Below are 26,854 nucleotides of genomic sequence, written 5' to 3' on the forward strand. Positions count from 1 at the left end.
CCGCCTAATATTAACGGGGTCACCCCGAGGGCCACCGTCCGCGAGTGGGGCGCCGAGCGCCCCCCGGAGCGGGTGGGGGTTGGCCCGGGCTCCGGGCAAAACCCGCAACCGGAACCTCAGGCTTGTTGGTTGCTACCCCGGCATGCAACCGGAACGGCCGCTGATGCGTCCAAAGCCCGTGGACGATCTTCATCAACTGATCAGCAGGCAGGACGGCGTGGTCTCGGCATCGCAGGCGATCGCAACCGGGTTGAGCCGATCCGCGATCGGCCGACGACGCGCCTCCGGTGAATGGGTGGCAGTCGCGCGAGCGGTGTACCTCGTGGCCGGCCATCACCGATCGGCGCGGGCTCAAGCGCGCATCGCGGTGCTCTCGGTGGGCGCCGATGCTGCACTCGGAGGGCTCGCCGCCGCGTGGTGGCTCGGTCTGCATCCCACCGAGCCACGAAAACACCTCGTCTTCACAGCTTCTCGCGGAGCCCATGGACGGTCGTCGGCGACCGCGGTGATCCGGCACCGACACCTCGACGAGGTCGACGTCACCACGCACGCCGACCTACGTGTCACTGCGACAGCGCTCACTGTCCTCGACGCCGCCGCCGAACTGGGAATCGCTGTTCTCGATTCGGCACTCCTGTCCGGCACCGTGAAGCTCGCCGACCTCGAGGCCGCACACTCCCGGTACCCCAGGCGGCACGGTTCCCCGACCATCACCCGCTACCTGCGGCTCCTCGGCGATGGCGCGCGGTCGGAGGCCGAGCGGATCGTGGCCACGCTGTTTCACGAGTCGGGCACGGTGGGCTGGACACCGAACATGACTGCCGAGGGGTATGTCATCGACGTGGCCTTCACCCGCGAGAAGCTGGCCGTGGAAATCGACGGTTTCGCCCATCATCGCGACGTCACGACATTTCAGCGAGATCGGACCAAACGCAATGCGTTGATCGCCGCGGGCTGGACAGTGCTGAATTTCACCTGGGCCGACATCGTCGAACGGGGCGATCAGGTGGTGACCACGGTGCGCGATGCCTTGAGCCGCTCGGTCGCCTGATCCGGTTGCGGTTCGTCCCGCCTTCCGGGACAAACCGCAACCGGAACGCGACCGCCCGGCCGATCAGATCACGTAGTTCATCCGCTTCAGGATCGCTTGTCCCAGAGCATGATCGCCATGCAACTCCACCGCGGACGGATCCGCGTCACGCCGCCCTCCGGCGAACCGCGCCAAGTTGGTGGCGTCCAGCCGGATGCGTACGTCGGCGGCATCGTCACCGCCGTCGAACTCGTCGACGATGCCCGCCCGGTCCCCGACCGCGATCCGCACAATTCGCGGGGACACCCCGGTGATGTCGAACAGCACGGTACTGCCCTTGGGCGCGTCGGCCCGCTTGCCGACGACGAACGGGAGCGACGCACCGATCTCATCGAGGGCCAGGGACGCCGGGCCGGGCTCCGCGACCGCGGAACGGTCGGTGCCGTCACGCAGGTCGATCTCGTGCACCCAGCAGTCGAAGATGCGGATCCGCATGAATCGGCCGTAGGTGTCGGGCCCGGCGGGCGTCATCGCCTCGGCGTCGAAGTCGGCCTGCGACATGGCTTTCAGCGCCGCGGTGCGGACGCCGATGATCTCGTCGAGGGCGGCGACCACCTCGGCACGCGGCTTCGGCCGATAGTGGTCGACCCACTTCTCGTTGAGTTCACCGATCGGATTGCGGACGTGATCGAGGGCGCTGACCGTGCGGGTGGCCTCGACGTCGCGACCGTCGAGCATGCTCTCGGTGCCGACGACATGGGCGACGATGTCGGCGTTGGTCCAGCCGGGGAGAACCGACGGAGCCGACCACGCGTCGTCGTCGAGCGTCCGGGCCAGCTCACCGATCACGCCCCACTGGGCGATCAGCGCCTCGGTCACCTCGTCGATCGGCAGGATCGTCGTCGCCATCGTCACTCCCTCGGGTCGGTGCCGGTGTCGGGGTCGCCGGCGGATCACTCGGATCAACCGTATCGAGGACCGTTCCGTGAATCCCGGGACCCGCCGAACGGGCGACAATGCGTGGTGTCGACATCCGCAGACGACTGTGGCCCCCTACTCTTGTCCGCGTGTCAGAATCCGTACGCCCCGGCGATCGACTCGGCCCCTACATCATCGAGGGGTTGATCGGCCGGGGCGGGATGGGCGAGGTCTACCGCGCCACCGACACCCGCAAGGATCGGGTCGTCGCCCTGAAGGTGCTCGGACCGCAGGTCGCCGACGATCCTGCGTTCCGTGACCGGTTCCACCGCGAGTCGCGCGTCGCCGCCCGCCTCAACGACCCGCACGTCATCCCGATCCACGACTGGGGCGAGATCGACGGTCGCCTGTTCATCGACATGCGTCTCGTCGATGGCCGTGACCTGCGTACCCTGCTCCTCGAAGACGGGCCCCTGCCGCCCGACCGCGCGCTGCGGATCATCGGCCAGATCGGCGACGCGCTCGATGCGGCGCATCGTTCCGGGCTCGTACACCGCGACGTCAAGCCCGACAACATCCTCGTCGACGATCGCGACTTCGCATACCTCGTGGATTTCGGTCTCGCGCAGGCGGACACGGATACGCGGTTCACGAGCACCGGCACCGCGGTCGGTTCCTTCGGTTACATGGCGCCCGAACGGTTCGGGGACGACGCCGTCGGACCGCCCGCAGACATCTACGCGCTGGCGTGTGTGTTCTTCGAATGTCTGGCCGGCACACATCCATTCGCTTCGGCGACGACAATCGAACGGCTGATCGCCGCTCACCTGACCGCCCCGCCGCCGCGCCTGGGTGCCGCCGTCGATCACGTCATCGCCCGCGGGATGGCGAAAGATCCGGCGCAGCGTCAGCATTCGTCCGCCGAATTGGTCGCCGACGCCGGGGCGGCCCTGCGCTCGGAGCCTCTCGGTGGCACCCCGACGATCATTCCGGCCGGCCCGCCGACCGTCGTGCCCGCGACTCGATACGCGTCCGGTCCGAACGGCACCCCTGGTCCGGTCGGACCATGGGACGCCACCCGGGCCGCGGCCTGGACTTCGCCGACGCGCCGCCGTTCGCCTCTGGTCCCGATCATCGTCGCCACGGTCGTCGTGCTGCTCCTCTGCGCCGGGATCGTCGCCTGGGCCATCGTCACCACCCAGCGGGACAGCCCCGCGACGGCGGGGGACCTCTCGGCGCCACCGACCACCGTGACCACGCCTTCACCGACTTCGGCGCCGACGGTGCCCGGACCGACATCACAACCGGGCCCGACGTCCCGACCCGGTCCATCGCCACAGCCACCGACGAGTTCACCGCGCGCAATCGTCCCGGGCGACCTCGGTCTCACCGTGCCGATGACCCGACCGGCGTGCGACGGCACGGGAATCGTCGTGGTCGCCAACGCGATCGCGCCCGGCGATTACCCCGGAGAAGTGCAGTCATACCTGAACCAGTTCCCGGGAGCGAGCTACCTGCGCACCGATCAGTCGTGTCCGTCGCTGAAACAGGTGAGCCGGGTGGGCACTCCGATCTACGCGGTCTACTACGTTGCCGGCCGAACTCTGGGTGACATCTGCTCGATGCGCAACCAGATCGGCGGCCCGTCGTACGGCCGATGGCTCGACTACACCACCGACCCGGAATCGCAGATCACCTGCTGACCCCCGCCGACAGAATGTGACGTCGCGCCGAACAAGGACCGAACCTGTCCGCATCTTCGGGCACGATGAGACGCATGTTGGAAACCTCGGCTCGGTTGCTGGCGCTGTTGTCGCTGTTGCAGACACGACGCGAGTGGTCGGGTCGAGAGCTCGCCGAACGCCTCGACATCACCACCCGCACCGTGCGTCGCGATGTCGACAAGCTGCGCGAGTTGGGTTATCCGGTGGATGCCAACGTCGGCTCGCGCGGTGGCTACCGGCTGGGCGCGGGCGCCGAGATGCCGCCGCTGCTGCTCGACGACCAGGAGGTCCTCGCGGTCGCCCTGGGACTCGACGCGGTGACCACCGGCGCGGTCGCCGACATGGCGGAGGCGTCGGCGGGCGCACTGGCGAAGCTGCGTCAGGTCATGCCCTCGAGACTGCGCCACCGGCTCGATGCACTGCGGATCGAGGCCGTCCCCCGGACGGCGCCGGCGAGCGCCGTGTCGGCCGACCGGCTCACCGAGATCGCAACCGCATGCCACCGGAACGAGCGCCTGCGATTCGACTACCGGCGCAACGACGGCGAGGAGAGTCGGCGCGAGATCGAGCCCTATCGGCTCGTACGCAACGGAAATCGTTGGTATCTGGTCGGTTTCGACATCCAGCGGATGGACTGGCGGTCGTTTCGCGTCGACCGGATGGAACCGAAAGTGCCGACCGGGCCGCGGTTCACCCCGCGCGAGCCACCCGAGGGCGGCGCGGCGGCGTTCGTGCTGCGCGGCCTCGGTTCGGTCTATCGGCGTGCGACCGCACGAGTACGCATCCACGCCTCGCTCGATGAGGTCTCGGCGATGGTTCACGAATCCTGGGGGGCGCTCGAGTCCGGCGACGAGCACAGTTGCGAGGTCACCCTGTACAGCACGTCGCTGGCATCGATAGCGCGCTGGATGTACGCGTTCGGAGCGGACTTCACCATCATCGAACCAGCCGAACTCCGCGCCGAGATGGCGGCGGCGGCGGAGTACCACGACCAGGTCGCGGAGCGGTACCGCAGAGCGGTCGACGCCCAACCGTGATCGCCGTCACGGCTGTTATCTCGCCGTGACATCGGCACCGTGTCCGTCACACCCCGGCCGCTAGCCCGACCGAAGCCGTCGGATTTCTCTACCGTCGGTGTCATGCGACTTCTCATCACTGGCGCCACGGGGTACGTCGGGTCCCGATTGGTGTGCGCACTGCTCAAACAGGGACACGACGTGGTCGTCACGTCGCGGGACACCCGAAAGCTCGCCAAATTCGGCTGGTCGTCGCAGGTCAGCATGGTGACCATGGACGCCGATGACCCGGCTTCGGTGACGAAGGCGATGTCGGACGCGGGTCAGATCGACGCGATCTACTACCTCGTCCATGCGATCGGCCAGGCCGACTTCGCCAACGGCGACCGCGATGCGGCGCGCAACGTCGCCGAGGCCGCCCGCGACACCGGAGTCGATCGCATCATCTACCTCGGCGGTTTCGTGCCGTCGGACGACAAGCTGTCCACCCACCTGCAGAGCCGCGCCGACGTGGCCGAGGGTCTGGCGATCGACGGCGGGCCAGAACTCGTGTGGCTACGCGCAGCAGTGGTCATCGGCGCCGGTTCGACGTCGTTCGAGATCATCCGGTACATGGCCGATCGGCTGCCGGTGATCCCCGAGCCCGACTGGATCACCAACGAGATGGATCCCATCTCCATCCGCGACGCGGTTCACTACCTGGCTGCGGCGTGCGACTCGTCGGTCCTGCCCGCAGGGCACTACGACATCTCCGGCCCCGACAGCGCTCGCTACATCTCGATCCTGCACGAATACGTGTCGGCGATCCGGATGCCGAGACTGCGGCTGCCGGTCTTCGGGATCTCGACCCGGCTCGCGGGGCGGGTCGGCGGCATGCTCGTGCCGGTCCCGGCGTCTCTCACCGAAGAACTCGTCACCTCGCTCGACCACCCGATGACGGCGTCCGAGCACCGCATCCGCGATCTCGTCCCGCCACCGGAAGGCGGTCTGACGCCGATGCGCGAGGCCGTCCATGCCTCGGTGCGGTCGCCGTACCCCCGCTCGGTGTGCGATCTCGACGACCTGCATCATCTCGCCGACACCGATCCGGCCTGGGCCGGCGGTGACTGGCTCCGTGTGAAGCGGAGTGTCGTCGAGACGATCGGCACGTCCATCGGGGTCGCGTCGAAGGTCGTCGGAGTTCTCCGTCCCACACGCACCGATGTAGCGTCGTGACCGTAACCGTTGATCGACCGATTCTCTGACCGATCGAACGAGGTGGTGATGTGCTGGTGACCTCACTGGCGCGCGACCTGTACGACTCCGTCGCCGCGGACCGTGACCCCGACCCCGGCGCCCACTACATCCGACGACGCTGGCTGGTCGGCGTCTTCCTCGTCATCGGCGCAGTGGTTCTCGGCGTCTCCCTGCGGGTGGAGCCGGGAGATGCGGCCTTCTATCCGCTGACCATCGGTCTGGCTGCGGTGTGGATCGTCGGCGCATTCGTCTCCGGACCGCTGCGGCTCGGTGCCTTCAGCCCCACCCCGTCACGCCCACCCGACCGCATCGGCGCCATCGGACTCGGCGTCGTCGTCGGCCTGGCGGTGGGCGGCGCGTTCGTGGTCGGCGGCCTGGTCGCACGGATGATCCCGGGCGTCAGCGACCTCGCCAACCAGGTGTTGGCGTTCGCCGACTTCGGCAGCCTCGCCGTGGTCACCGCGATCACCATGGTCAACGGCCTCGCCGAAGAGTTGTTCTTCCGCGGCTCGGTCTATTCGGCGGCGCGCCCGCACAACCCGATCCTCGTGTCGACGGTGATCTATGTGCTGGTCACCATGGCCAGCGGCAATGTGATGCTCGGCTTCGCCGGCGCCGTCCTCGGCACCGTCTGCGCGATCCTCCGTCGCAGCACCGCCGGTGTCCTCGCACCCGCGATCACCCACGTGATCTGGGGCGCTGTCATGGTCCTGGCGCTACCGCCCGTCTTCGCCTGACAGCCAGACCTCGACTCGACTGCCAGACTTCGATCGAAGTCTGTCGGTCGAGTTGACGTCTGCCGGTCCCGCTCCCCACTCTCCGGAGCATCGACACCCGTCCGCCCCTGCGCTGAGAGGAGCGCAAGCACCCCTCTGACCCCCGAGGTGCGAGGAGCGCAAGCACCCCTCTGACCCCCGAGGTGCGAGGAGCGCAAGCACCCCTCTGATCCCTGAGGTGCGAGGAGCGATAGCGACGAGCCTCGAAGGGCCGGCGACCCGACCACTCAGCCCCCCCGGTCAGACCCGGTTTGGGCGACCGGCATCGGAGCGACTAAATTCGTGTGCGCAGCGCCACGTATGTGGCTGCGGCGCGCGCGTATAGCTCAGCGGTAGAGCTCTGGTCTTACACACCAGCGGTCAGGGGTTCGAATCCCTTTGCGCGCACCACCCCGATCCCACAGCCCCCAACCCTTGCCGCGCGGCTTCGGGCTGTCACATCGCTAGCGAGTCAGCCACTCTCGCGTGTACACATCCTGCCAGCGCACCGAGATGTTGCGGCGGGCGACGGCACTGCTGTCGGCGCCGAGGGTCTCGACCAGAACCTCGTCGACGATGTCGCGCACGTCGTCGGAGAGTGCGGGAAGGTCGTCGGCGTAGCGGGCGATGAGACCGACGCGTACGCCGTCGACGGTCTCGCCGTCGCCGTCGACCGACACGAAAACGGTCAGACGGCCGAGTTCGCGTCGGGTCCGGATCGCGATCAATTGTTTGACGACGCGGTCGCTGGTGTAGATGCGCAGGCCGTCGGTCGCCAGCGTTCGCGCGGGACGCCGGATCCGCTGCAGGCTCCCCGAGATCGAGGAGATCAACCGGTCGACGTCGCTCGCGGGTTCGTCGGCGATCTGCCGCGTGGCCTCGACCAGCCAGGCGTCGGCGACGTCGGTGGCGTCGGAGTCGCGCGCGTGGTTGTCAGGCACCGACCTCGCCTCCCTCCGCGTCGTCGACGCTCGTCGTGGCCGTCGGTGTGGTTCTCGGTTTACCAGGGTTCCAGGGCTCCAAACGGGTCAACAGGAACTTCCGGCTGCGCTGGAGATGACCGCGCACCGACCCGGTTGTGATACGTAACACCTGTCCGATTTCCTCGAGCGTAAGCCCCTCGACCTCCTTGAGCCACCACGCGGCGCGCGAATTGGCGGGGAGATTGTCCAGTTCGGCGCGCAGCGCATCGATGAGCAGACTCCGCTCGGCCATGTCGGCCGGCAGCGGTCCGACCGCTTCGAGTTCGGCGAACCGCTCGTCGTCGAACGGTACATCGCGTCGGCGACGATGGTAATCGACCGCCTTCCGGTGCGCGATGGTGAACATCCAGGTGCGGAAGCTGCTCCGGAACGCGAAGTCGGGCAACCCTTTCCATGCATCCAGCAAGGTCTCCTGGGTGAGGTCCTCGGCGGTCTGCCTGCCGTCGACCATCCGCGACATGTACCGCAGCAGACCGGGTGTCACGCGTCGGACGAGCACGTCGAAGGCCTCGGTGTCGCCGACCGACGCGGCGCCCGCGAGCTCGTCGTCGCCGAGCTCGGACAGGTCGAGCGATTGCCTGTGAGCCGAATCACTGGGTTTCATCCGTGCAACTCCCCCCGTCCGTCCCGACTGACCTTACAGACGGATCGTGAACAGCCTTTGCGATAACGCATCATCCGAACGCGGTCCGTCTACGAAGAAGACACGACGACCGAAGGAGTTCGACATGTCCGCAAGCGCCACCACCACCAAGGACGCCACACACGAGGACGCCGCTGTCGACGCGTCGCGTACCGACGCTGCTGCAGGGCGTGCACTCGCCCGCCGTGAGTCGACCGGCGACCGCGGACGCACCTCCATCGCCGACATCGTCGTCGCGAAGGTCGCCGGGATCGCAGCTCGGGAGATCGACGGGGTCCACGACCTGGGCGGCACCACCGAGCGCGTGGTGGGCCGGGTCCGCGACGTCCTGCCGGGCACGACGGTGAGCACAACCCAGGGAATCGAGGTCGAGGTCGGTGAGCGTCAGGCCGCCGTCGACGTCTCGATCGTGGCCGAGTACGGCGTGGCGATCCATCAGCTCGCAGCAGCCATCCGACGCAACGTGATCAGCGCGATCGAGCAGATGACCGGCCTCGAGGTGACCGAGGTCAACGTGACCGTCCACGACATCGCGTTCGGCGACGACGAGCAGGAGTCGAACACCACCCCGCGGGTCCAGTGATGACGTCGGACCTCCCGGACGCGCGGACGGAGGAGGGCGGCGCACTGGCAGATCGCCTCGCTGCCGCCGTACTCGCGGTCCCGGGTGTGCACTACCTACACAGTGGACTGTTCGGCGAGATCGCCACTTATCTTCCCGGACATCGGGTCCCGGGTGTGTCCCTGGCCGAGGACAGCGGTGAGGTCCACATCGTCGTCGATGCGGCGCACGACCTCCAGAGCGTGGCCGCGAAGGTGCGCGACACCGCCGAGACGGTTGCTGCGAGACCGGTCTCGGTGACCGTGGCGGACATCAGCGTGAGCTCGAAGCCGAGTCCGAATGAAGGGGAAGCGGAATGAACAACGCAGTCGTGGGCCTGTTCGTGGGGCTCCTCCTGGCTCTGGCCGCCGTCGCCGGTGGGTTGGCGGGCTTCCTGTTGGCCGTCGTGCTCGGAGCCGCGGGACTGGTGCTGGGTCTCAACCGGGACGGCGCCATCGACCTGGGCGCGCTCCTGCGGAGCCGGGGTCGTGGCTGAGCAGCACACCGGCGGGCCCGCGCCGGGCGGCGGCCCGTCCGGGGGCGTCTCGCCACCCGGGACGCTCACCATCGCCGACCGCGTCCTCGAAAAGGTCGCGGCCCGTGCGGCTCTCGACATCCCGGGCGTCGTCCGCCATCGCGGCGGCGTCGGCTCGGTCCTTGGGCCGGTCGGCGAGCGGTCCACCCTGCCCACGGCGAGCATTCATTCCGGCGGCACCCGGATCACGCTCTCCCTCGCACTCGAGTGGCCGTGCGCAGTAGCCGAGGTGTCGCGCCGCACCCGCGATCACGTCGCCGCCGAGGTCGAGCGCCTCACCGGGGTCGTCCCACTGCGCGTCGACGTGACGGTGTCCAAGTTCGAGCCACGGCAGGCCATCCGACGCCGGCAACGGGGGTACGTCGACCTCCCGCCGGTCCGCGAGGACACGCAGCCCGATGTGCCGCAGGCGAACCCGCCGTCGGACGCACCGGACGCGGCAGATCCGCCGCACGACACCGCGGCCTTCACTCCGACCATCAGCACCGAGACGGGGGCACGACGATGACAACTCACGCCGAAGTCGCACCCGATCGCGCCACGCTCGACAGCGAGCGGACCGGCGAACCCGGGCACGTCTTTCCGCCCGCGGCCCTGCCCGGCGCCGCGATCGCCGGCGCCGCACTGGGGCTCGCGTTCATCGCACTGGGCGCGGTGGCCGTGCGAGACATCGCCGTCAACGCCAACTGGCTGGACGGTCGCGCATGGTCGGTCACCGCCGCCGAGTGGATCGCCGACCTGCAGTGGCAGAACTGGATGTGGCCCGCCGCCGTCGGGGCCATCCTCCTGGGCCTGATCCTGGTGTGGATCGCGATCAAGCCACGACGCCGGACACATCTCGAACTCGCCGGCGGAGACGGAATGTGGACGCGTCCCGGTGATGTCGCGAGACGGTGCAGCGCCGCTGTCTCCGACCTTCCCGGCGTACTCGACGCCGACACGGTGGTGACCCGTCGCAAGATGACCTGCACGGTCGGCGTGCGGACACAGGTCGCCGACCGCGCACTCATCGAGACCACCGTCGACTCGGTGGCCGCCGATCTGCAATCGCCGCCGCGAGTCGTCGTACGGCTGCGTGAGCGCGGAACGAGGAGCGTCCGATGAACCGTCTTCCCGCAACCGCACACCGACTGTCGGTCGGGCTCGTCGCCCTGCTGCTCATCGTCGTCGGCGCCGGGGCCGTGGCCTGGCGGGTCGACGCCGAGCCGGTGGCCGGGTGGGTCGACCGTCTCGACGAGCGCGCCGCTCTCGATGCAACCCAGGCGTCCTGGTGGATCTGGGTGCTGGTCGGGGTCACCGTGATCACCCTCGGCTGGGGTCTGCTGTTGCTGGCCACCAACATACGACCCCGAGCGGTCGGCGACGCCCTGCTCGACGGCTCCGACCAGAACGGAACCCTCACCGTCGCACCGAAGTTGATCGCCAACGCGGCCGCAGAGGAACTCGCAGGCAACCCGTTGTTCCAGAAGGTGACGGCAAAGGCGATCGACGACCGGTCACGCAGCATCATCAGACTCGAGGTCTCGGCGAAGCCCAACCGGGGCTTCGACGAGGTCACCGCACCCGTCGCCGACGCCGTCGCCGCGATCCGGAGGGCTCTCGGCGAGTCCGGCGTGCACGTCCAGGCTTTCGTCCATCTCGATCGGTGACCCTGGACCCGTGAACTCGACGGACGGCTCATCGGGGGCCGCCGTCTCAAATGAGAAGAAGGAGCATAGAAATGGGATTCAGCGACAAGGTCGGCAACAAGGCCGAAGATCTCTCGGGCAAGGCCAAGGAGGCCGCGGGGGACGTCACCGGTGACGACCAGCTCAAGAGCGAGGGCAAGGGCGATCAGCTCTCCGCTGCCGTCAAGGACGGGGTGGAGAACGTGAAGGACGCCGCGTCGAACATCAAGGACAAGCTGACCGGCAAGTGAGCAACACCGCCGGCCACCGAACCTCCTCGCCGGCGGTGTCAGGCGAATCCCGAAGGCGCTCGGCGCCTTCGGGATTCGTCCTGTTCGTGGTCCGGCGCCGGTAGGTCACGTCCCCTTGACGTTGAGGATCTGCCGCAGGGTGTGCTCGATGTCCACGAGATCGGCGGCGTCGGCCATCACCTGATCGATGTCCTTGTACGCATCGGGGATCTCGTCGACCCACTCGTCACCGTGCCGGTACTCGATCCCCGCCATCCGGGCGGCGAGATCGTCGGCAGTGAAACGCCGCCGCGCCTCACTCCGAGAGTACCGGCGGCCGGCACCGTGCGGCGCCGAGCACAACCCGGCCGGATTTCCCTTGCCCCGCACCACATACGACCGGGTTCCCATCGACCCCGGGATGACACCACGGACGCCCTCGTGGGCGTCGATCGCTCCCTTCCGGGTGAGCCACACATCCTTGCCCGCGTGCGTTTCCCGCACGGTGTAGTTGTGGTGGCAGTTGATCCGGTCCACCTCCAGCGACTCAGACCGGTCGTCGAGTCCACCGGAGACGTTGTCGCCGAACCACTCCGCGAACACCGCGACGAAACGATCCATCATCTCGGCCCGGTTCTCGAACGCGAACCGCTGGGCCCAGGACAGATCCCGCAGGTACGCCGTGAGTTCCGGGGCTCCCTGCGGCAGGTAGGCGAGGTCGGCGTTCGGCAGCTTGATCCACCACTGGCGGCACAACCGCTGAGCGATCTTGATGTGCTTCTGCGCGATCTTGTTGCCGACACCCCGGGAACCCGAATGCAGGAACAGCCACACCACGTCCCCCTCGTCGAGGCACAGTTCGATGAAGTGGTTGCCTCCGCCGAGCGAGCCCAGCTGCTCCCGCCACTTCGGCGAATGCGACAGGTCCACACCGTCGTTCGTCGCCTGCTCGTCGAGCGAGTCGATCCGTGCCCGGGTGAACGCGAAACGGTCGGTCCCACGGTTGTAGTTGCCGGGCGACAGCGGGATCGCGTCCTCGATCTTCGCCCGCAGTCGGCCGAGATCCATCCCGTCGATGTCCTCGGCGCGCAGTCGCGTCTGCACCGCGATCATTCCGCAGCCGATGTCGACGCCGACGGCGGCCGGGATCACCGCACCGGTCGTCGGGATGACCGTGCCCACCGCAGAACCCTTCCCGAAGTGTGCGTCGGGCATCAGGGCGATGTGCGGATGTACGAACGGCATCCGGGCGGTCTGGGCCGCCTGGGTCAGGGTGTTGTCGTCCACGTGCGATGCGTAATTGAGCACCTTGGGCGACGCCATGGTCGGCATGGGGTTTCCTTTCGTGAGCGCCCGGCTCGCGGGCTCTCACATCAAAGCGTCGAATGCTCCCGGCGGCAACCGGATTTGCACCCCCACGATGCCACTCGACATTCCCGGACGACACCCACAGACGTCGATGAAAGATCTCTCATGTGCTGCTCACGGAGACCTCATCGACGCCCATGAGAGTGAGAACCGTTCCGCTCGGGGCCACCGGCGGAACGGTCACGACTGGGACGCCTTCGACACCGGACGTCGCACACGGTGCATCCTCAAGGTCATCCGCAGGCATCGGCGTCACGACGAGGAGGTCGCGGAGTCCGTCCGCCGCGAGGGACACGTGCTCGCCGATCTCGCTCACCCGCATCAGGTGCGCGGCTACGGGATGCTGCCGCCGGACGAATCGGGCCTGGTGGGTTTCACGATGCAGACCATCCCCGGCGCCACCCTCGACGCAGCGATCGAGAACGGTCCGCTCAGCACCCACGATGTGCTGCAGCTGGGTGTGCAGTTGTCGGCGGCACTTCACCATCTGCACAGTCACAACTGGATCCACCTGGATGTGAAACCGTCGAACGTCATCATCCACGGCGGGCAGGCGATCCTGATCGACCTCGGGATCCTCGGCCGCCCCGGCGAGCGACGGGACGGCTCTGGAACGCGCGGGTATCTACCGCCCGAGCAGGCCGTCGGCGTCGCTCTGGGTCCCGCCGCGGACGTCTTCGCCCTTGGCGTCACGCTCTTCGAGGTGTTGACGTCGCGGCGACCGTACGGCGCGATCCCGCCGTGGTCGGAGCGGGGCATCGGGCGACTCCGCACTCGCGGTCGCCCGACGTCGATCAGACCGATGTCGCCCGGTGTCGGTGCGCGCGGCCATGTGCCCGACGAACTCGTCGAGTTGCTCGGTCACATGCTCGATCTCGATCCCGACAGACGACCGGAGATGGGGGCCGTCTGGCAACGGCTCGCGTGGATGACCGAGGGCCCGGTCAGGCGATGACGCCGAGAGCCTTGTCCCAGACGGCGTTCTCGCGCACCTCGCCCGGACCGACCATGTCGGCGAAGACGATCACGCCGTCTCGGTCGACGAGGAAGGTTCCACGATTGGCGTAACCACGATCCTCGTTGAAGACGCCGTAGGCACGCGCGGTGTCACCGTGCGGCCAGAAGTCCGACAGCAGCGGGAACAGGAATCCCTGCGCTGCGGACCACACCTTGTGGGTGGGCGAGGGACCGACCGATACCGTCACCGTCGTCACGTCGTCGTTCTCGAAGCGCGGTTGCTGGTCGCGGATGTAGCCCAACTCGCCCTGGCAGGTGCCGGTGAACGCGAGCGGGAAGAACACCACGAGCACATTGCGATCGGCTCGCAGTGCCGAGAGCGACACGAGCTGATTGTTCTGGTCGCGAAGGGCGAAGTCCGGTGCCCGGTCGCCGACGGTCAGGGGCGCAGAAGGCAGAGCACCGCTCATGCTTTCTTGCCCGCGCGGGCCTTGGGCTGGACCAACCGGGCCGCCGACCAGTCACCGAGACTGATGGCCGAGGTCTGCGTGAGCCCCGCCGTCGGGGCCGCTTCGGCGATCTCGCTCGGATCGACGTAGCCGGGTTGGCCCGTCTTCGGCGAGAGCACCCACACGAAACCGTCTTCGGCGAGCGGACCGATGGCGTCCATCAGGGCGTCGACGAGGTCACCATCACCGTCGCGCCACCAGAGGACCACGACGTCGACGACGTCGTCGGCATCCTCGTCGACCATCTCGGCGTCGATCGCGTCCTCGATGTCAGCGCGCAGTTCGTCGTCGGTGTCCTCGTCCCAGCCGAGTTCCTGCACGACCAAGCCTGCGGTCAAGCCCAGTTTCTGGGCGTTGCTACCGTCTGTGGCGGCTACCACCGCGCGTGACCTCCTGAAGATGTGTGGATCGTTGTGTGTGTCGTCTGTGCCGAATCCGCGTACGCTTCCGCACGCCGTTCGCCTGTCAGCATAGGCAACAGCCTAAAGCCTCACATTGCAAGCCGAACGCCGTCAGGGATTTCGGGCGTTTCGCGATCGGCCTGTGCCTACCCCGAGCGGGGCGACGCTAACCGCCCGGGCGAGCCGACCTCGTCGAGGGGGCGGACGAGCGCGGGGTGGCCGACGATGTTGCCGGCAGCGGCGTGTAGCCGCCGCACACGTCGAGCAGCCGCTGCTTGTCACGGGACCACTGCCCCGACACCGGATTCAGGCCGGCACTCAGTTCACGACGGATGGCATTCTCCAGCTTCGCGGTCGACTCGAGGAAGGTCCGTGCCGGCGTCGAGACGTCGACCGGGGCGGTCGCGGTGATCTTGGGTCGGATCTGATCGGCACCGGCGATCAGACTGGCCCGCGCCTTCTCGTCGAGATCGCCGACGCCGGGATACGACTGTGCGACGTTCAGCCGGGCGACGAAGGCGTTGAACCCGCGGACCATCACGACCATCGACGCCATCGACTCGCGGCACAGCTCGACACCCTCGGCCCGCACCTCGGCGGCCGCCGAGGCCGACAGCTCGGACCGGTAGACGGCGACCTCGCCCGGCGCAGGGGCGCCCTCACCGCCGACCGTGGTGGCGCATGCACCCGTCAGCGCGGCCCCGAGTGCGATCGTGGCTGCGATCGTCGACCGGACGACACGGCCGCGGTGGCTCGCGGCCGCCACCGCTCCTCGATCCGGCATTCACTCCCCCTACTGGTCAGTAACCGTTTCTGGACGCTACCGCATCCCGGCGATCGCGACACCCGACAAGGATCCACCCGGTGCCAAGCCACCCCACATGGGGCACGATGAAGGGAGGCACCGCACAACATCGGAGCGCGGTGCCCGACGCCATGCAGTCGGACCACCACCCCGAGTCCGGCCTGTCAGAGGGAGTAGGCATCACCGTGACCAACCAGATGGACCATGCGACACAGGACGTCTCGCCGAGCGAACAAGCCGGGAACACCGGCCCCCGCTCGAACGGACGCGCCGCCGGACAACGAGTCCGGGTCATCCGCGAAGGAGTCGCGTCCTATCTGCCCGACATCGATCCCGACGAGACCGACGAATGGCTCGACTCGTTCGACGCGCTCCTCGATGCCGCCGGCCCCGGTCGCGCCCGGTACCTGATGCTGCGACTCCTCGAACGGGCCGGCGAGAAGCGCGTGTCGATCCCCGCGCTCACCTCCACCGACTATGTCAACACCATCCCCACCGAGGCCGAGCCCTGGTTCCCCGGCGACGAGGACATCGAACGCCGCTTCCGCCAGATGATCCGCTGGAACGCCGCGATCATGGTGCATCGCGCCCAGCGGCCGGGCGTCGGTGTGGGCGGCCACATCTCCACGTATGCCTCGTCGGCGTCGCTGTACGAGGTCGGCTTCAACCACTTCTTCCGCGGCAAGGACCACTCCGGCGGCGGCGACCACATCTTCATCCAGGGCCACGCCTCCCCGGGCATCTACGCCCGCGCCTATCTCGAGGGCCGGATCGACGAGGCCCGCATGGACGGGTTCCGCCAGGAGCACAGCCACGCCGGTGAGGGCGGCGGCCTGCCGTCGTACCCGCACCCCCGGCTGATGCCCGACTTCTGGGAGTTCCCGACGGTGTCGATGGGCATCGGTCCCATGAACGCCATCTACCAGGCACGGTTCAACCACTACCTGCACGACCGCGGGATCAAGGACACGTCCGACCAGCACGTGTGGGCGTTTCTCGGCGACGGCGAGATGGACGAGCCGGAGTCGCGCGGCTTCGCCAGCTTCGCGGCGACCGAGGGCCTGGACAACCTGACGTTCGTCATCAACTGCAACCTGCAGCGCCTCGACGGACCGGTTCGTGGCAACGGCAAGATCATCCAGGAACTCGAGTCGTTCTTCCGTGGTGCGGGGTGGAACGTCATCAAGGTGATCTGGGGCCGCGAGTGGGACTCGCTGCTGCACGCCGACCGCGATGGTGCGCTGGTCAATCTGATGAACACCACCCCCGACGGCGATTTCCAGACCTACAAGGCCAACGACGGAGCCTTCGTCCGCGAGCACTTCTTCAACCGCGACCCGCGCACCAAGGAACTCGTCAAGGACCTCTCCGACGCCGACATCTGGAACCTCAAGCGCGGCGGTCACGACTACCGCAAGATCCACGCGGCCTACGCCTCGGCGATGACCCACAAGGGCCAACCGACGGTGATCCTGGCCCACACCATCAAGGGCTACACGCTGGGCAAGCACTTCGAGGGTCGCAACGCGACGCACCAGATGAAGAAACTGACTCTCGACGATCTGAAGGCCTTCCGCGACAGCACGCGAATCCCGATCACCGACGAGCAGCTCGAGAAGGATCCGTATCTGCCGCCGTACTACAACCCCGGCAAGGACTCGCCCGAGCTGCAGTACATGCTCGACCGGCGCAAGACCCTCGGCGGGTTCCTGCCGAGCCGCCGCACCACGGCGAAGGTCCTGAAGGCCGACATGAGTTCGGCACTGAAGGCCACCGCCAAGGGGTCCGGCAAGCAGCAGGTCGCGACCACCATGGCGCTCGTCCGCGTCTTCAAGGATCTGTTGCGCGACAAGGAAGTCGGCAAGCGGATCGTGCCGATCATCCCGGACGAGGCGCGCACGTTCGGGATGGACTCCTGGTTCCCGACCCTCAAGATCTACAACCGCAACGGACAGCTCTACACCTCGGTCGATGCCGAACTCATGCTCGCCTACAAGGAGAGCTCGGAGGGCCAGATCCTCCACGAGGGCATCAATGAGGCCGGCTCGGCGGCCAGCTTCGCCGCGGTCGGCACGTCGTACGCGACGCACGACGAGCCGATGATCCCGCTCTACATCTTCTACTCGATGTTCGGCTTCCAGCGCACCGGCGACAGCTTCTGGGCGGCGGCCGATCAGATGGCGCGCGGCTTCGTCATCGGCGCGACCGCGGGCCGAACCACGCTGACCGGCGAGGGACTCCAGCACGCCGACGGGCACTCCCCACTGCTGGCGGCCACCAATCCTGCCGTCGTCGCCTACGATCCGGCCTTCGCCTACGAGCTCGGCCACATCGTCGAGAACGGCATGGAGCGCATGTACGGGGACGATCCGGAGAACGTCTTCTACTACCTCACGGTCTACAACGAGCCGATCAGTCAGCCGGCCAAGCCCGAGGGACTCGACCCGGCCGGCATCGTCCGAGGCGCGTACCGGTTCCAGAAGGCGCCCGAGGGCACGGAACATCCGGCCAACATCCTGGTCTCCGGCGTCACCATGCCCGACGCCCTGCGCGCGGCCGACATGCTCGCAGCGGAATGGAACGTCGGCGCCGACGTCTACTCGGTCACCTCCTGGAGCGAACTCGCCCGGGACGGCATCCGCGCCGACCGCGAGGCGCTTCGCGATCCGGCGACCGAGCCGGCCCCCGCCTACCTGACCGGGCTGCTCGCCGACGCCGCCGGTCCGTTCGTCGGTGTCAGCGACTACATGCGCGGCGTGCAGGAGCAGATCCGGGCCTACCTCCCGGGCACCTACCTCACGCTGGGTACGGACGGCTTCGGGTTCTCCGACACCCGGCCCGCGGCACGGCGGTTCTTCAACGTCGACGCGGAGTCGATCGTGGTCGCGGTGCTCGTGGCGCTCGCACGGGACGGCAACATCGACATGTCGGTCGCCAAGCAGGCTGCCGACAAATACCGGATCGACGACGTCTCGGCCGCGCCCGAGCAGACCAGCGATCCGGGCGTCGCCTGAGCGTCGCGTCGACGGACGCGGCCTCGTCTCGCCCACGGCCGGGGACTCCTCCCGCCCCGAAGGTCTAGATTGAGGTCGTGTCCGATGCCCGCGTGAACAGGAAGTCACCACCCGCGGACGTGTTCGGTGAGCGGGGTGCCCACGTACCGGCCCCCGCCACCGTGCACGACGCGCTCCCCGACACGCTGCTGCGGCGGGTCAAGCAGTACAGCGGCCGCCTCGCCACCGAGGCGGTCCATTCCATGCAGGACCAGCTGCCGTACTTCTCCGATCTCGACGCCGCACAGCGCGCGAGCGTGCAGCTCGTCGTACAGACCGCGGTGGTGAACTTCGTCGAGTGGATTCAGGACCCCGAGGGCAACGTGAAGTTCACGGTTCAGGCCTTCCAGGTCGTTCCCCAGGACCTCGCCCGCCGGATCACCCTGCTGCAGACCGTCGAGATGGTCCGCGTGGCCATGGAGTTCTTCGAGAAATGGCTCCCTCTGCTGGCCCGCAACGATGCCCAGCTCCGCGCGCTGACCGAATCCGTGCTGCGATACGGACGCGAAATCGGTTTCGCCGCCGCCTCCATCTACGCCTCGGCCGCGGAATCGCGCGGCGCGTGGGACTCCCGACTCGAAGCACTGGTCGTCGACGCCGTGGTCCGCGGTGACACCGGCCCCCAATTGCTCTCGCGCGCAGCAGCACTGAACTGGGACTCGGACGCTCCTGCCACGGTGATAGTCGGGACGCCGCCACCGGAACAGAACGTGTCGGTCCCACTGGCGATCCACAACACGGCCAAGTCGTTCGACCGATCCGCCCTGTCGGTGGTGCAGGGTTCGGTGCTCGTGGCGATCGTCAGCGGCCCCGCCCGTCCGACCGAGCGGTTCGTCTCGGCGCTCCTCTCCCACTTCGCCGACGGCCCGGTGGTGATCGGGCCGACGATGCCGAATCTCGGCAGTGCGCACTCGAGCGCCACCGAGGCGATGGCCGGGATCGAGGCGGTGGCCGGCTGGCCCAGCGCCCCGCGGCCGGTGCACAGTCTCGAACTCCTGCCCGAGCGCGCACTCAACGGCGACGAGTCGGCGATGACCGCTCTGGTCGAGTCACTCGTCCACCCGCTCGCCGACGGCGGCACCACATTGACCACCACCCTCGACGCGTATCTGGACTCAGGCGGCTCGGTCGAGTCGTGCGCACGAGTTCTGTACATACATCCAAATACGGTTCGTTATCGACTGAAGAAAATTTCAGAAATCACAGGACGTGACCCAACTAACCCCCGCGACGCCTACGTTCTGAGGGTCGCGTCCACGGTGGGTCGTCTGACACACTTCCGGCACAAATCGCCAACACCTGCCCCATAGGTCACAGGCGTTTCATGTCCGATTCACCGTTTGTGCTGATAGGAGACCTGAGAACACGGTTGGGTAACAAATCTCAGACTGGTGACGAACCAGGTGACCCCAAGGTCACCTTTGTGGGAACCCCACAAAACGCGGCAACAAGGTTCATGCTTCTCCACACCCACATCCCGAGGGGAAAGGGTGTTCTCTGGTCACGTGCTTTCGATGCTTGCTCCCGGACAGGGCTCACAGACACCCGGCATGCTGACCCCGTGGCTCGAACTGCCCGGCGCGCGTGACCAGATCTCCACGTGGTCCAAACAGACCCGTCTGGACCTCGAACGCCTCGGCACCACCGCGACGGCGGAGGAGATCACGGACACCGCCGTGACCCAGCCGCTCGTCGTCGTCGCCGCACTGCTGGCCTACGACGAGGTGCGCAAGAACGGCGAACTGCCCGCCGACGCCGTCGTCGCCGGACATTCGGTCGGTGAGCTCGCCGCCGCGGCGATCACCGGCGTCATCTCCGCCGACGAGGCCGTCACGCTGGCCGCGATCCGCGGCGCCGAGATGGCCAAGGCCTGCGCCCTGCAGCCCACCATCATGGCGGCCGTGCTCGGTGGCGACGAGGCTGCCGTCCTCGCCCGCCTCGACGAGCTCGAGCTCGTCCCCGCCAACCGCAACGCTGCCGGGCAGATCGTCGCCGCAGGCGCGGTCGCGCAGATCGACGAACTCATCGCCGCGCCCCCGGAAAAGGCCCGCATCCGAAAGCTCGCGGTCGCCGGCGCCTTCCACACGCACTTCATGGCCCCGGCGCAAGAAGCCGTCGCCGCGGCTGCCGCCCAGATCACGCCCGCCGACCCCACCCGGACCCTCCTGTCCAACTCCGACGGCCGACCTGTAACGAACGGCGCCGATGCGCTGACAAAACTGGTGGGACAGGTGACCAAGCCGGTCCGCTGGGATCTCTGCTCGGCGTACCTGCGGGACCACTCGGCCGACGCCGTGGTGGAACTGCCCCCGGCGGGGACGTTGGTGGGTATCGCCAAGCGCGAACTCAAGGGCACTCCCGCGCTGGCGCTCAAGGAGCCCGGCGACATCGCGAAGATCACCGAACTTGGATAGCGGTCGCGGGTAGTCCGCGACCCCCGGAACGCCGGCTCTGATGTCGGCGTGTCCAAGCGCGCGGACCGCTCGGTCCGTGCTGCGCTCCGGAAATCTCACATCCACGTAGGAAAACGGAAAGGGAACCACACAGTGGCTGCCACCCAGGAACAACTCATTGCCGGCATCGCCGAGATCATCGAGGAAGTCACCGGCATCGAGCCGTCCGAGGTGACCCTCGAGAAGTCGTTCGTCGACGACCTCGACATCGACTCGCTGTCCATGGTCGAGATCGCGGTGCAGACCGAGGACAAGTACGGCGTGAAGATCCCCGATGAGGATCTGGCCGGCCTGCGCACCGTCGGCGACGCCGTCGCCTACATCCAGAAGCTTGAGAACGAGAACCCCGAGGCCGCAGCTGCCATCAAGGCGCAGGTCGAGGCAGACGAGGCCTGATGACCCCCTCTTCCCTCCGCGAGTACTCCACGCTGGGTGGGAACTTCCCGAGTGTGGTGGTCACCTCCATGGTGGCCACCACCTCGTTGGGCGGGGATCTCGACTCGACCTGGAAGAACCTGCTGGCCGGCGAATCGGGCATCCGTGAGCTGACCGACGACTTCATCACCAAGTACAACCTCCCGGTGCGCATCGGCGGTCGTCTGCTCCAGGATCCCGCCGAAGAGGTCACGCGCATCGAATCCCGGCGGATGGCCTATGTCGAGCGCATCTCCCACGTCATGAGCAAGCGCCTCTGGGCGCAGGCCGGCGAACCCGACGTCGACAAGGACCGCCTCGCGGTCGTCATCGGCACCGGCCAGGGCGGCGCCGACGCAATGGTCGACGCGGTCCAGGCCATGGAGGGCACCGGCAATTACCGCAAGGTCTCCCCCCTCGCCGTCTCGATGGCGATGCCGAACGGACCGGCGGCCGTCGCGGGACTCAACGTCGGCGCACGCGCCGGCGTGATCACCCCGGTCTCGGCCTGCTCGTCCGGTGCCGAGGCCATCGCGCACGCCTGGCGCCACATCGTCATGGGTGACGCCGACATGGTCGTCACCGGCGGCGTCGAGGGACACATCGACGCGGTGCCGATCGCCGCGTTCTCGATGATGCGTGCGATGAGCACGCGCAACGAGGACCCCGCGGCCGCCTCGCGACCGTTCGACAAGGATCGCGACGGCTTCGTCTTCGGTGAGGGTTCGGCGATGCTGATCCTCGAACGCGAAGAACACGCTCGCGCACGCGGTGCACACATCCACGCCCGCCTGCTGGGCACGGGCATCACCTCCGACGGTTTCCACCTGGTCGCTCCCGACCCGAGTGGACAGGGCAACGCGCGGGCCATGACCCGGGCGTTGCAGACAGCCGGTCTGCAGCGCTCCGACATCAGCCACATCAACGCACACGCGACGTCGACCCCCATCGGCGACACCGCCGAGGCAGCGGGCATCCTCGCCGCCATCGGCCAGCACGCCGCGGTGTACGCGCCCAAGTCCGCCCTCGGACACTCCATCGGCGCCGTCGGCGCGCTCGAATCGGTCCTGACCATCAAGAGCATCGAGGAAGGCGTCATCCCGCCGACCCTCAACCTCGAGAACCTGGACCCGGAATGCGACATCGACGTCGTGCACGGTGAACCCCGCTACGGGCAGATCGACTACGCGATCAACAACTCGTTCGGTTTCGGTGGGCACAACGTGGCGCTCGCCTTCGGTCGCTACTGAGCACTCCCGCCACACCCCCGACACCCAGGAGACATCGATGACGACCTTGGCTCCCGTTGCCGGCCGCGAAGAAGCTGCCGATCCCCGCGACCCCCTGTTGCGGCTCACCAACTTCTTCGACGAAGGCACGATGTCGCTGCTCCATCCGCGCGACAAGTCGGGCGTCCAGGCCGCCGTCGGTCTGGTCCACGGGGTCCGAACGGTCTCCTATTGCACCGACGGCACCGTCATGGGCGGCGCCATGGGTGTCGTGGGGTGTGCGCACATCGTCAACGCCATCGACACCGCCATCACCGAGCAGGCGCCGGTCATCGGCATCTGGCACTCGGGTGGCGCTCGCCTCGCCGAGGGTGTCGAGGCGTTGCACGCTGTCGGCCAGGTCTTCGAGGCCATGGTGCGCGCCTCCGGCTACATCCCGCAGATCTCGGTTGTCGTGGGTTTCGCCGCAGGCGGCGCCGCCTACGGACCGGCCCTGACCGATGTCGTGATCATGGCGCCGGCCGGCCGGGTCTTCGTGACCGGGCCCGACGTCGTCAAGAGCGTCACCGGCGAAGAGGTCGACATGGAGTCGCTGGGCGGGCCGAACACCCACGGCAAGAAGTCCGGCGTCTGTCACATCGTCGCCGACTCCGAGCCCGACGCCCTGTGGCGCGCACGGCGTCTCGTGTCGACGTTCACCCAGCAGGGACACTTCGACCGCGAACACGCCCGGGCCGGTGACACCGACCTCAAGGCCCTGCTGCCCGAGTCGAATCGGCGCGCCTACGACGTCCACCCCGTCGTCGAGCAGTTGCTCGACTCCGGCGTGGCTGCCGACGGCGAGACCGAGATCTCGAGTTTCGAAGAGCTGCAAGCCAAGTGGGCGCCGAACATCGTCGTCGGTTTCGGTCGCCTGTCCGGCCGCAGCGTAGGCGTCATCGCGAACAACCCGCTGCGCATGGGCGGTTGCCTCAACTCGGAGAGTGCCGAGAAGGCCTCCCGGTTCGTGCGCCTCTGCGACGCCTTCGGCATCCCGCTCATCGTCATCACCGACGTGCCGGGCTACCTGCCCGGTGTCGGCCAGGAGTGGAACGGCGTCGTCCGACGCGGCGCCAAGCTCCTCCACGCGTTCGCCGAGTGCTCGGTCCCCCGGGTCACCCTCGTGACACGAAAGATCTACGGCGGCGCCTACATCGCGATGAACTCGCGCGCGCTCGGCGCCACCGCTGTGTTCGCCTGGCCCGGTTCCGAGGTGGCCGTGATGGGCGCCAAGGCCGCGGTGGGCATCCTGCACAAGAAGGCGCTCGCGGCGGCACCCGACGACGAGCGTGAGGCTCTGCACGATCGCCTCGCCGCCGAGCACGAGGCGATCGCCGGCGGTGTCGGCCGGGCCCAGTCCATCGGCGTCGTCGACGAGATCATCGACCCGGCACAGACACGCAGCATCATCGCCGAAGCGCTCGCGGCCGCACCCGCACGTCGCGGACGCCACAAGAACATCCCCCTCTGACGCATCTTCGCAGACGACGAGAAGTGCCCCGGTCCACGAGGACCGGGGCACTTCTTTACTCCGCTCCCTGAGGAGCTTCCGGAGCCTGCGGAGGAAGCGTCTCGAAGGGTCACCCCACCCGCTGCTGCAGCCAGGTCACCTCGGCGCCCGCGCCGCCCATGCGGTACTGCTCCAGCGCGTTGTCCCATGCGGTTCCGAGTGCGCCTTCGAGCTCGCCGGCGAGACCGGCGCTGTCAGGCTGTGATTCGATCATCGAGCGCAACTGGTTCTCGCCGATGATGACGTCACCGTTGGCGCTCGTGGAGCCCCGCCAGAGGCCGAGACCCGGGACGTAGCAGAACCGTTCGCCGTCGACGCCCTCGCTCGCGTTCTCGGTCACCTCGAAGCGAAGCGCCGACCACTCACGCAGAGCCGTCACCAGACGTGCCGCGGTGCCGACCGGCCCTGCCCAGTCGACAGTGGCGCGCTGCATGCCCGGCTCGGCATCCTGTGCCGACCATTTCAGGTTGGCGCGCGCATTCAGGGTCGACGACAGAGCCCACTCCACATGCGGGCACAGCGCCACCGGCGCCGAGTGGATGTACACCACTCCTGTTGTCATGTCCGCAAACTGATTCAGATTGCGCACCTTGTTCACCTCCGTTGTCGACGAGGAACGTCTTCCCCAACACACCTCACGACAGCGGATATCACATTCGTAAGCTCGATTGTGCCCCATGATGCACGTGTTGCGCTAGTTTCTGGTGCGAGAAAAATTCAGTTCTGTGACGAGAGTTCATCAACGACACGATCGTTGAACTCGCTCCACAGCGGCTTGGCCCACGCCCCGAAGGCCCGATCGGTCAACACCACGCACGCCGCGTCGAGCGCCGGGTCCACCCAGAGAAACGTCCCGGCCTGTCCGAAGTGCCCGAACGTGCGCGGAGAATTTCTCGTCCCGGTCCAGTGCGGCGACTTCTCCGAGCGGATCTCGAAGCCGAGACCCCAGTCGTTGGGGCGATGCTTGCCGAACCCGGGGACGAACCCGTCGAGGCCGGGGAACCGGACCGACGTCAGCTGTCCGAACGTCTCCGGCGCCAGCAGGCGCGGAGACAACAACTCCTGCGCGAAGATCGCCAGATCCGCGACGCTCGACCGGGCCGCGTGCCCGGCGGGACCGTAGAGTGCGGTCGACGGCATCCCCAGTGGCGCGCAGACGGCTTCGGAGAGATAGCGGCCGAACTCGATACCGGTGGCATCCGCCACCGTCTCGGAGGCCACCTCGAAGCCCGAACTCGAGTAGATCCGCTGCTCCCCCGGCGGCGCCTCCACCTCGCGGGTGTCGTAGGACAATCCGGACGCGTGCGAGAGCAGGTGGGCGAGCGTCGACCCCGGCGGCCCGGCCGGGTCGTCGAGTTCGACGGCCCCCTCCTCGACGGCCACGAGAACCGCGTAGGCCACCAGCGGCTTGGTGACCGAGGCGAGTTCGAAGACACGAGCGGGGTCGCCGAACTGCTCGGCGACCCCGTCGCGGGTGATGATCGCCGCCGACACGTGGTCGACGGGCCATTCCGTCAGAGAATCAAGGACAGACACATCGGGTCACGTTACCCGGGTGCTCACCAGTCCTCTTCGGTGTAGCGGATGACACCGCGAATGTTCTTGCCGTCCAACATGTCCTGGTAACCCTCGTTGATCTGGTCCAGGCGGTACTGCCGGGTGATCATGTCGGCGATGTTGAGCTTCCCGATCTTGTACATCGACAGCAGCTGCGGGATGTCGAGCTTCGGGTTGGCACCACCGAAGATGGACCCCTGCAGGTTCTTCTGCAGCAGGGTCAGCATCGCGAGGTTGAGGTTCACGTCGCTCTCGAGCATGTTGCCCATACCCGTCAGCACACAGGTGCCACCCTTGGCGGTGATCCCCATCCACAGGTCGACATCCTTGCCGTGGACCTCGCCGACGGTGACGATCACCTTCTGGCACATGCCGCCGTGCGTGGTCTCCGCGATGGCCATGGCGGCCTCCTCGACCGACGCGAACGCCGCCGTGGCCCCGAACTTGAGCGCCTGCTCGCGCTTCCACTCGACCGGGTCGATCGCGAACAGGTTGCGTGCGCCGGAGATCACCGCGCCCTGGAGCGCCGCGGTACCGACGCCGCCGACACCGACGATGGCGACATCTTCACCCGGCCGGACGTCGCCGCTGCGGGTCGACGAGCCGTAACCGGTGGGGATGCCGCACCCACACAGTGCGGCGACCTCGAACGGGATGTCCTTGTCGATCTTCACCGCCGACGCCTCGTGCACCACCATGTAGGGCGAGAACGTACCGAGCAGCGTCATCGGGTAGACGTTCTCGCCGTCCGCGGTGTGGATGCGGAAGGTGTTGTCCGAGACGGCTTCGCCCTGAAGCAGCATGGCGCCGAAGTCGCACAGGTTGGCCATGCCCGACTGACACGACGGACACTTGCCGCACGACGGGATGAACGACAGCACGACGTGGTCGCCGACCTCGAAGTCGGTGACCCCCTCGCCGATTTCGGCGACGACGCCGGCACCCTCGTGGCCACCCAGGATCGGGAACCCGGCCATCGGGATGCCACCGGTCATCAGGTGATGATCGGAGTGGCACATGCCCGCGGCTTCCATCTTGATCTTGATCTCGTGGGCCTTGGGATCGCCGATCTCGATCTCTTCGATCGCCCACGGCTTGTTGTGCTCCCGCAGCAGCGCACCTTTTGTCTTCACTGAACTCCTCCGTTCGAACCCGGCGACGTCTCACACCGGGAGGACCTACTCACTCCGACGGTTGCCGCCATGACGTGACAGTAGTCAC

General features: G+C 67.7%; 29 protein-coding genes and 1 tRNA gene. 20 read left to right on the top strand and 10 right to left on the bottom strand.

The genetic code is table 11. The features are described from left to right. Positions 1-163 precede the first annotated feature (163 nt). Positions 164-1,051: a DUF559 domain-containing protein gene (locus ABIC25_RS14695; protein WP_354562043.1), complete on the top strand. Its 888-nt coding sequence runs from the start codon at positions 164-166 to the stop codon at positions 1,049-1,051. Between the two features lie 63 nt (positions 1,052-1,114). Here ABIC25_RS14695 and ABIC25_RS14700 read toward each other — a convergent pair whose 3' ends face one another. Beyond that, a complete protein-coding gene (locus ABIC25_RS14700; protein WP_354562045.1) occupies positions 1,115-1,939 on the bottom strand; it encodes a maleylpyruvate isomerase family mycothiol-dependent enzyme in 825 nt (274 codons plus the stop codon). 107 nt (positions 1,940-2,046) lie between these two features. Between ABIC25_RS14700 and ABIC25_RS14705 the strand changes: the two genes are divergently transcribed. The 5 genes from ABIC25_RS14705 to ABIC25_RS14725 all read left to right on the top strand — a co-directional run bounded on the left by ABIC25_RS14705 (position 2,047) and on the right by ABIC25_RS14725 (position 7,090). Beyond that, complete coding sequence (locus tag ABIC25_RS14705) at positions 2,047-3,651, top strand: serine/threonine-protein kinase (RefSeq protein WP_354562047.1); 1,605 nt, start codon at positions 2,047-2,049, stop codon at positions 3,649-3,651. 74 nt (positions 3,652-3,725) lie between these two features. Continuing rightward, positions 3,726-4,709, top strand: coding sequence for a helix-turn-helix transcriptional regulator (locus ABIC25_RS14710; protein WP_004022961.1), 984 nt, complete (start codon positions 3,726-3,728; stop codon positions 4,707-4,709). 102 nt (positions 4,710-4,811) lie between these two features. Then, positions 4,812-5,903 carry an NAD(P)H-binding protein gene (locus ABIC25_RS14715; protein WP_354562048.1) on the top strand — a complete coding sequence of 364 codons (1,092 nt, stop codon included), beginning with the start codon at positions 4,812-4,814 and terminating at the stop codon, positions 5,901-5,903. A gap of 50 nt (positions 5,904-5,953) precedes the next feature. Beyond that, a complete protein-coding gene (locus ABIC25_RS14720) occupies positions 5,954-6,661 on the top strand; it encodes a CPBP family intramembrane glutamic endopeptidase (protein ID WP_004022963.1) in 708 nt (235 codons plus the stop codon). Positions 6,662-7,015: 354 nt separating this feature from the next. After that, a tRNA-Val gene (locus ABIC25_RS14725) sits at positions 7,016-7,090 on the top strand. A 53-nt stretch (positions 7,091-7,143) separates the two neighbouring features. Here the strand turns inward: ABIC25_RS14725 and ABIC25_RS14730 are convergent. Continuing rightward, a complete protein-coding gene (locus ABIC25_RS14730; protein ID WP_354562050.1) occupies positions 7,144-7,620 on the bottom strand; it encodes a hypothetical protein in 477 nt (158 codons plus the stop codon). Then, complete coding sequence (locus ABIC25_RS14735; protein ID WP_239401142.1) at positions 7,613-8,266, bottom strand: RNA polymerase sigma factor; 654 nt, start codon at positions 8,264-8,266, stop codon at positions 7,613-7,615. Before ABIC25_RS14735 ends, ABIC25_RS14730 begins: the two co-directional genes overlap by 8 nt. A gap of 124 nt (positions 8,267-8,390) precedes the next feature. Between ABIC25_RS14735 and ABIC25_RS14740 the strand changes: the two genes are divergently transcribed. The 7 genes from ABIC25_RS14740 (at position 8,391) to ABIC25_RS14770 (ending at position 11,359) form a co-directional block, all read left to right on the top strand. Then, complete coding sequence (locus ABIC25_RS14740) at positions 8,391-8,888, top strand: Asp23/Gls24 family envelope stress response protein (RefSeq protein ID WP_004022966.1); 498 nt, start codon at positions 8,391-8,393, stop codon at positions 8,886-8,888. Next, entirely contained in the window at positions 8,888-9,226 is a 339-nt protein-coding gene (locus ABIC25_RS14745) for a hypothetical protein (protein WP_354562052.1), read from the top strand. Before ABIC25_RS14740 ends, ABIC25_RS14745 begins: the two co-directional genes overlap by 1 nt. Next, a complete protein-coding gene (locus ABIC25_RS14750; RefSeq protein WP_004022968.1) occupies positions 9,223-9,402 on the top strand; it encodes a hypothetical protein in 180 nt (59 codons plus the stop codon). Before ABIC25_RS14745 ends, ABIC25_RS14750 begins: the two co-directional genes overlap by 4 nt. Further along, positions 9,395-9,949, top strand: coding sequence for an Asp23/Gls24 family envelope stress response protein (locus ABIC25_RS14755; protein WP_354562053.1), 555 nt, complete (start codon positions 9,395-9,397; stop codon positions 9,947-9,949). The genes ABIC25_RS14750 and ABIC25_RS14755 overlap by 8 nt, the downstream gene beginning before the upstream one ends. After that, a complete protein-coding gene (locus ABIC25_RS14760; RefSeq protein ID WP_354562054.1) occupies positions 9,946-10,545 on the top strand; it encodes an Asp23/Gls24 family envelope stress response protein in 600 nt (199 codons plus the stop codon). Before ABIC25_RS14755 ends, ABIC25_RS14760 begins: the two co-directional genes overlap by 4 nt. Continuing rightward, positions 10,542-11,090 carry an Asp23/Gls24 family envelope stress response protein gene (locus tag ABIC25_RS14765; protein WP_354562056.1) on the top strand — a complete coding sequence of 183 codons (549 nt, stop codon included), beginning with the start codon at positions 10,542-10,544 and terminating at the stop codon, positions 11,088-11,090. The genes ABIC25_RS14760 and ABIC25_RS14765 overlap by 4 nt, the downstream gene beginning before the upstream one ends. Before the next feature lie 71 nt (positions 11,091-11,161). After that, positions 11,162-11,359: a CsbD family protein gene (locus tag ABIC25_RS14770; RefSeq protein ID WP_058252045.1), complete on the top strand. Its 198-nt coding sequence runs from the start codon at positions 11,162-11,164 to the stop codon at positions 11,357-11,359. A 105-nt stretch (positions 11,360-11,464) separates the two neighbouring features. Here the strand turns inward: ABIC25_RS14770 and ABIC25_RS14775 are convergent, their stop codons facing one another. Next, positions 11,465-12,670: an RtcB family protein gene (locus ABIC25_RS14775; RefSeq protein WP_354562058.1), complete on the bottom strand. Its 1,206-nt coding sequence runs from the start codon at positions 12,668-12,670 to the stop codon at positions 11,465-11,467. Between the two features lie 127 nt (positions 12,671-12,797). Between ABIC25_RS14775 and ABIC25_RS14780 the strand changes: the two genes are divergently transcribed. Beyond that, positions 12,798-13,661 (top strand): serine/threonine-protein kinase, encoded by an 864-nt coding sequence (locus tag ABIC25_RS14780; protein ID WP_354562060.1) that lies wholly within the window; start codon positions 12,798-12,800, stop codon positions 13,659-13,661. Here ABIC25_RS14780 and ABIC25_RS14785 read toward each other — a convergent pair. The 3 genes from ABIC25_RS14785 to ABIC25_RS14795 all read right to left on the bottom strand — a co-directional run bounded on the left by ABIC25_RS14785 (position 13,651) and on the right by ABIC25_RS14795 (position 15,357). Then, positions 13,651-14,133 (bottom strand): peroxiredoxin, encoded by a 483-nt coding sequence (locus ABIC25_RS14785; RefSeq protein WP_248643003.1) that lies wholly within the window; start codon positions 14,131-14,133, stop codon positions 13,651-13,653. The genes ABIC25_RS14780 and ABIC25_RS14785 overlap by 11 nt on opposite strands. Next, positions 14,130-14,552: a DUF3052 domain-containing protein gene (locus ABIC25_RS14790; RefSeq protein WP_004022979.1), complete on the bottom strand. Its 423-nt coding sequence runs from the start codon at positions 14,550-14,552 to the stop codon at positions 14,130-14,132. The genes ABIC25_RS14785 and ABIC25_RS14790 overlap by 4 nt, the downstream gene beginning before the upstream one ends. Positions 14,553-14,739: 187 nt before the next feature. Further along, positions 14,740-15,357: an Rv2240c family protein gene (locus tag ABIC25_RS14795; protein WP_354562061.1), complete on the bottom strand. Its 618-nt coding sequence runs from the start codon at positions 15,355-15,357 to the stop codon at positions 14,740-14,742. A 152-nt stretch (positions 15,358-15,509) separates the two neighbouring features. Here ABIC25_RS14795 and aceE point away from each other — a divergent pair, with 152 nt between their 5' ends. The 6 genes from aceE to ABIC25_RS14825 all read left to right on the top strand — a co-directional run bounded on the left by aceE (position 15,510) and on the right by ABIC25_RS14825 (position 24,037). Then, positions 15,510-18,392, top strand: a complete 2,883-nt coding sequence (aceE, locus tag ABIC25_RS14800) for a pyruvate dehydrogenase (acetyl-transferring), homodimeric type (RefSeq protein WP_435529091.1) — start codon at positions 15,510-15,512, stop codon at positions 18,390-18,392. Between the two features lie 77 nt (positions 18,393-18,469). After that, positions 18,470-19,741 carry a PucR family transcriptional regulator gene (locus tag ABIC25_RS14805; protein WP_101819394.1) on the top strand — a complete coding sequence of 424 codons (1,272 nt, stop codon included), beginning with the start codon at positions 18,470-18,472 and terminating at the stop codon, positions 19,739-19,741. 195 nt (positions 19,742-19,936) lie between these two features. Beyond that, on the top strand, positions 19,937-20,845 hold the full coding sequence (locus tag ABIC25_RS14810) for an ACP S-malonyltransferase (RefSeq protein WP_239401158.1): 909 nt from the start codon (positions 19,937-19,939) through the stop codon (positions 20,843-20,845). 132 nt (positions 20,846-20,977) lie between these two features. After that, on the top strand, positions 20,978-21,280 hold the full coding sequence (acpM, locus tag ABIC25_RS14815) for a meromycolate extension acyl carrier protein AcpM (RefSeq protein ID WP_004022984.1): 303 nt from the start codon (positions 20,978-20,980) through the stop codon (positions 21,278-21,280). Beyond that, positions 21,280-22,548: a KasA/KasB family beta-ketoacyl-ACP synthase gene (locus ABIC25_RS14820; protein WP_004022985.1), complete on the top strand. Its 1,269-nt coding sequence runs from the start codon at positions 21,280-21,282 to the stop codon at positions 22,546-22,548. Before acpM ends, ABIC25_RS14820 begins: the two co-directional genes overlap by 1 nt. Before the next feature lie 37 nt (positions 22,549-22,585). Continuing rightward, positions 22,586-24,037: an acyl-CoA carboxylase subunit beta gene (locus ABIC25_RS14825; protein ID WP_101819391.1), complete on the top strand. Its 1,452-nt coding sequence runs from the start codon at positions 22,586-22,588 to the stop codon at positions 24,035-24,037. 109 nt (positions 24,038-24,146) lie between these two features. Here the strand turns inward: ABIC25_RS14825 and ABIC25_RS14830 are convergent, their stop codons facing one another. The 3 genes from ABIC25_RS14830 to ABIC25_RS14840 all read right to left on the bottom strand — a co-directional run bounded on the left by ABIC25_RS14830 (position 24,147) and on the right by ABIC25_RS14840 (position 26,766). Next, complete coding sequence (locus tag ABIC25_RS14830) at positions 24,147-24,665, bottom strand: DUF3145 domain-containing protein (RefSeq protein WP_004022987.1); 519 nt, start codon at positions 24,663-24,665, stop codon at positions 24,147-24,149. Between the two features lie 128 nt (positions 24,666-24,793). Then, complete coding sequence (locus ABIC25_RS14835; protein ID WP_354562062.1) at positions 24,794-25,612, bottom strand: serine hydrolase domain-containing protein; 819 nt, start codon at positions 25,610-25,612, stop codon at positions 24,794-24,796. A gap of 23 nt (positions 25,613-25,635) precedes the next feature. After that, complete coding sequence (locus ABIC25_RS14840; protein WP_004022989.1) at positions 25,636-26,766, bottom strand: NDMA-dependent alcohol dehydrogenase; 1,131 nt, start codon at positions 26,764-26,766, stop codon at positions 25,636-25,638. Positions 26,767-26,854 lie beyond the last annotated feature (88 nt).

It is taken from the genome of Gordonia sp. PvP123, from assembly GCF_040547295.1.
GTDB lineage: Bacteria > Actinomycetota > Actinomycetes > Mycobacteriales > Mycobacteriaceae > Gordonia > Gordonia terrae.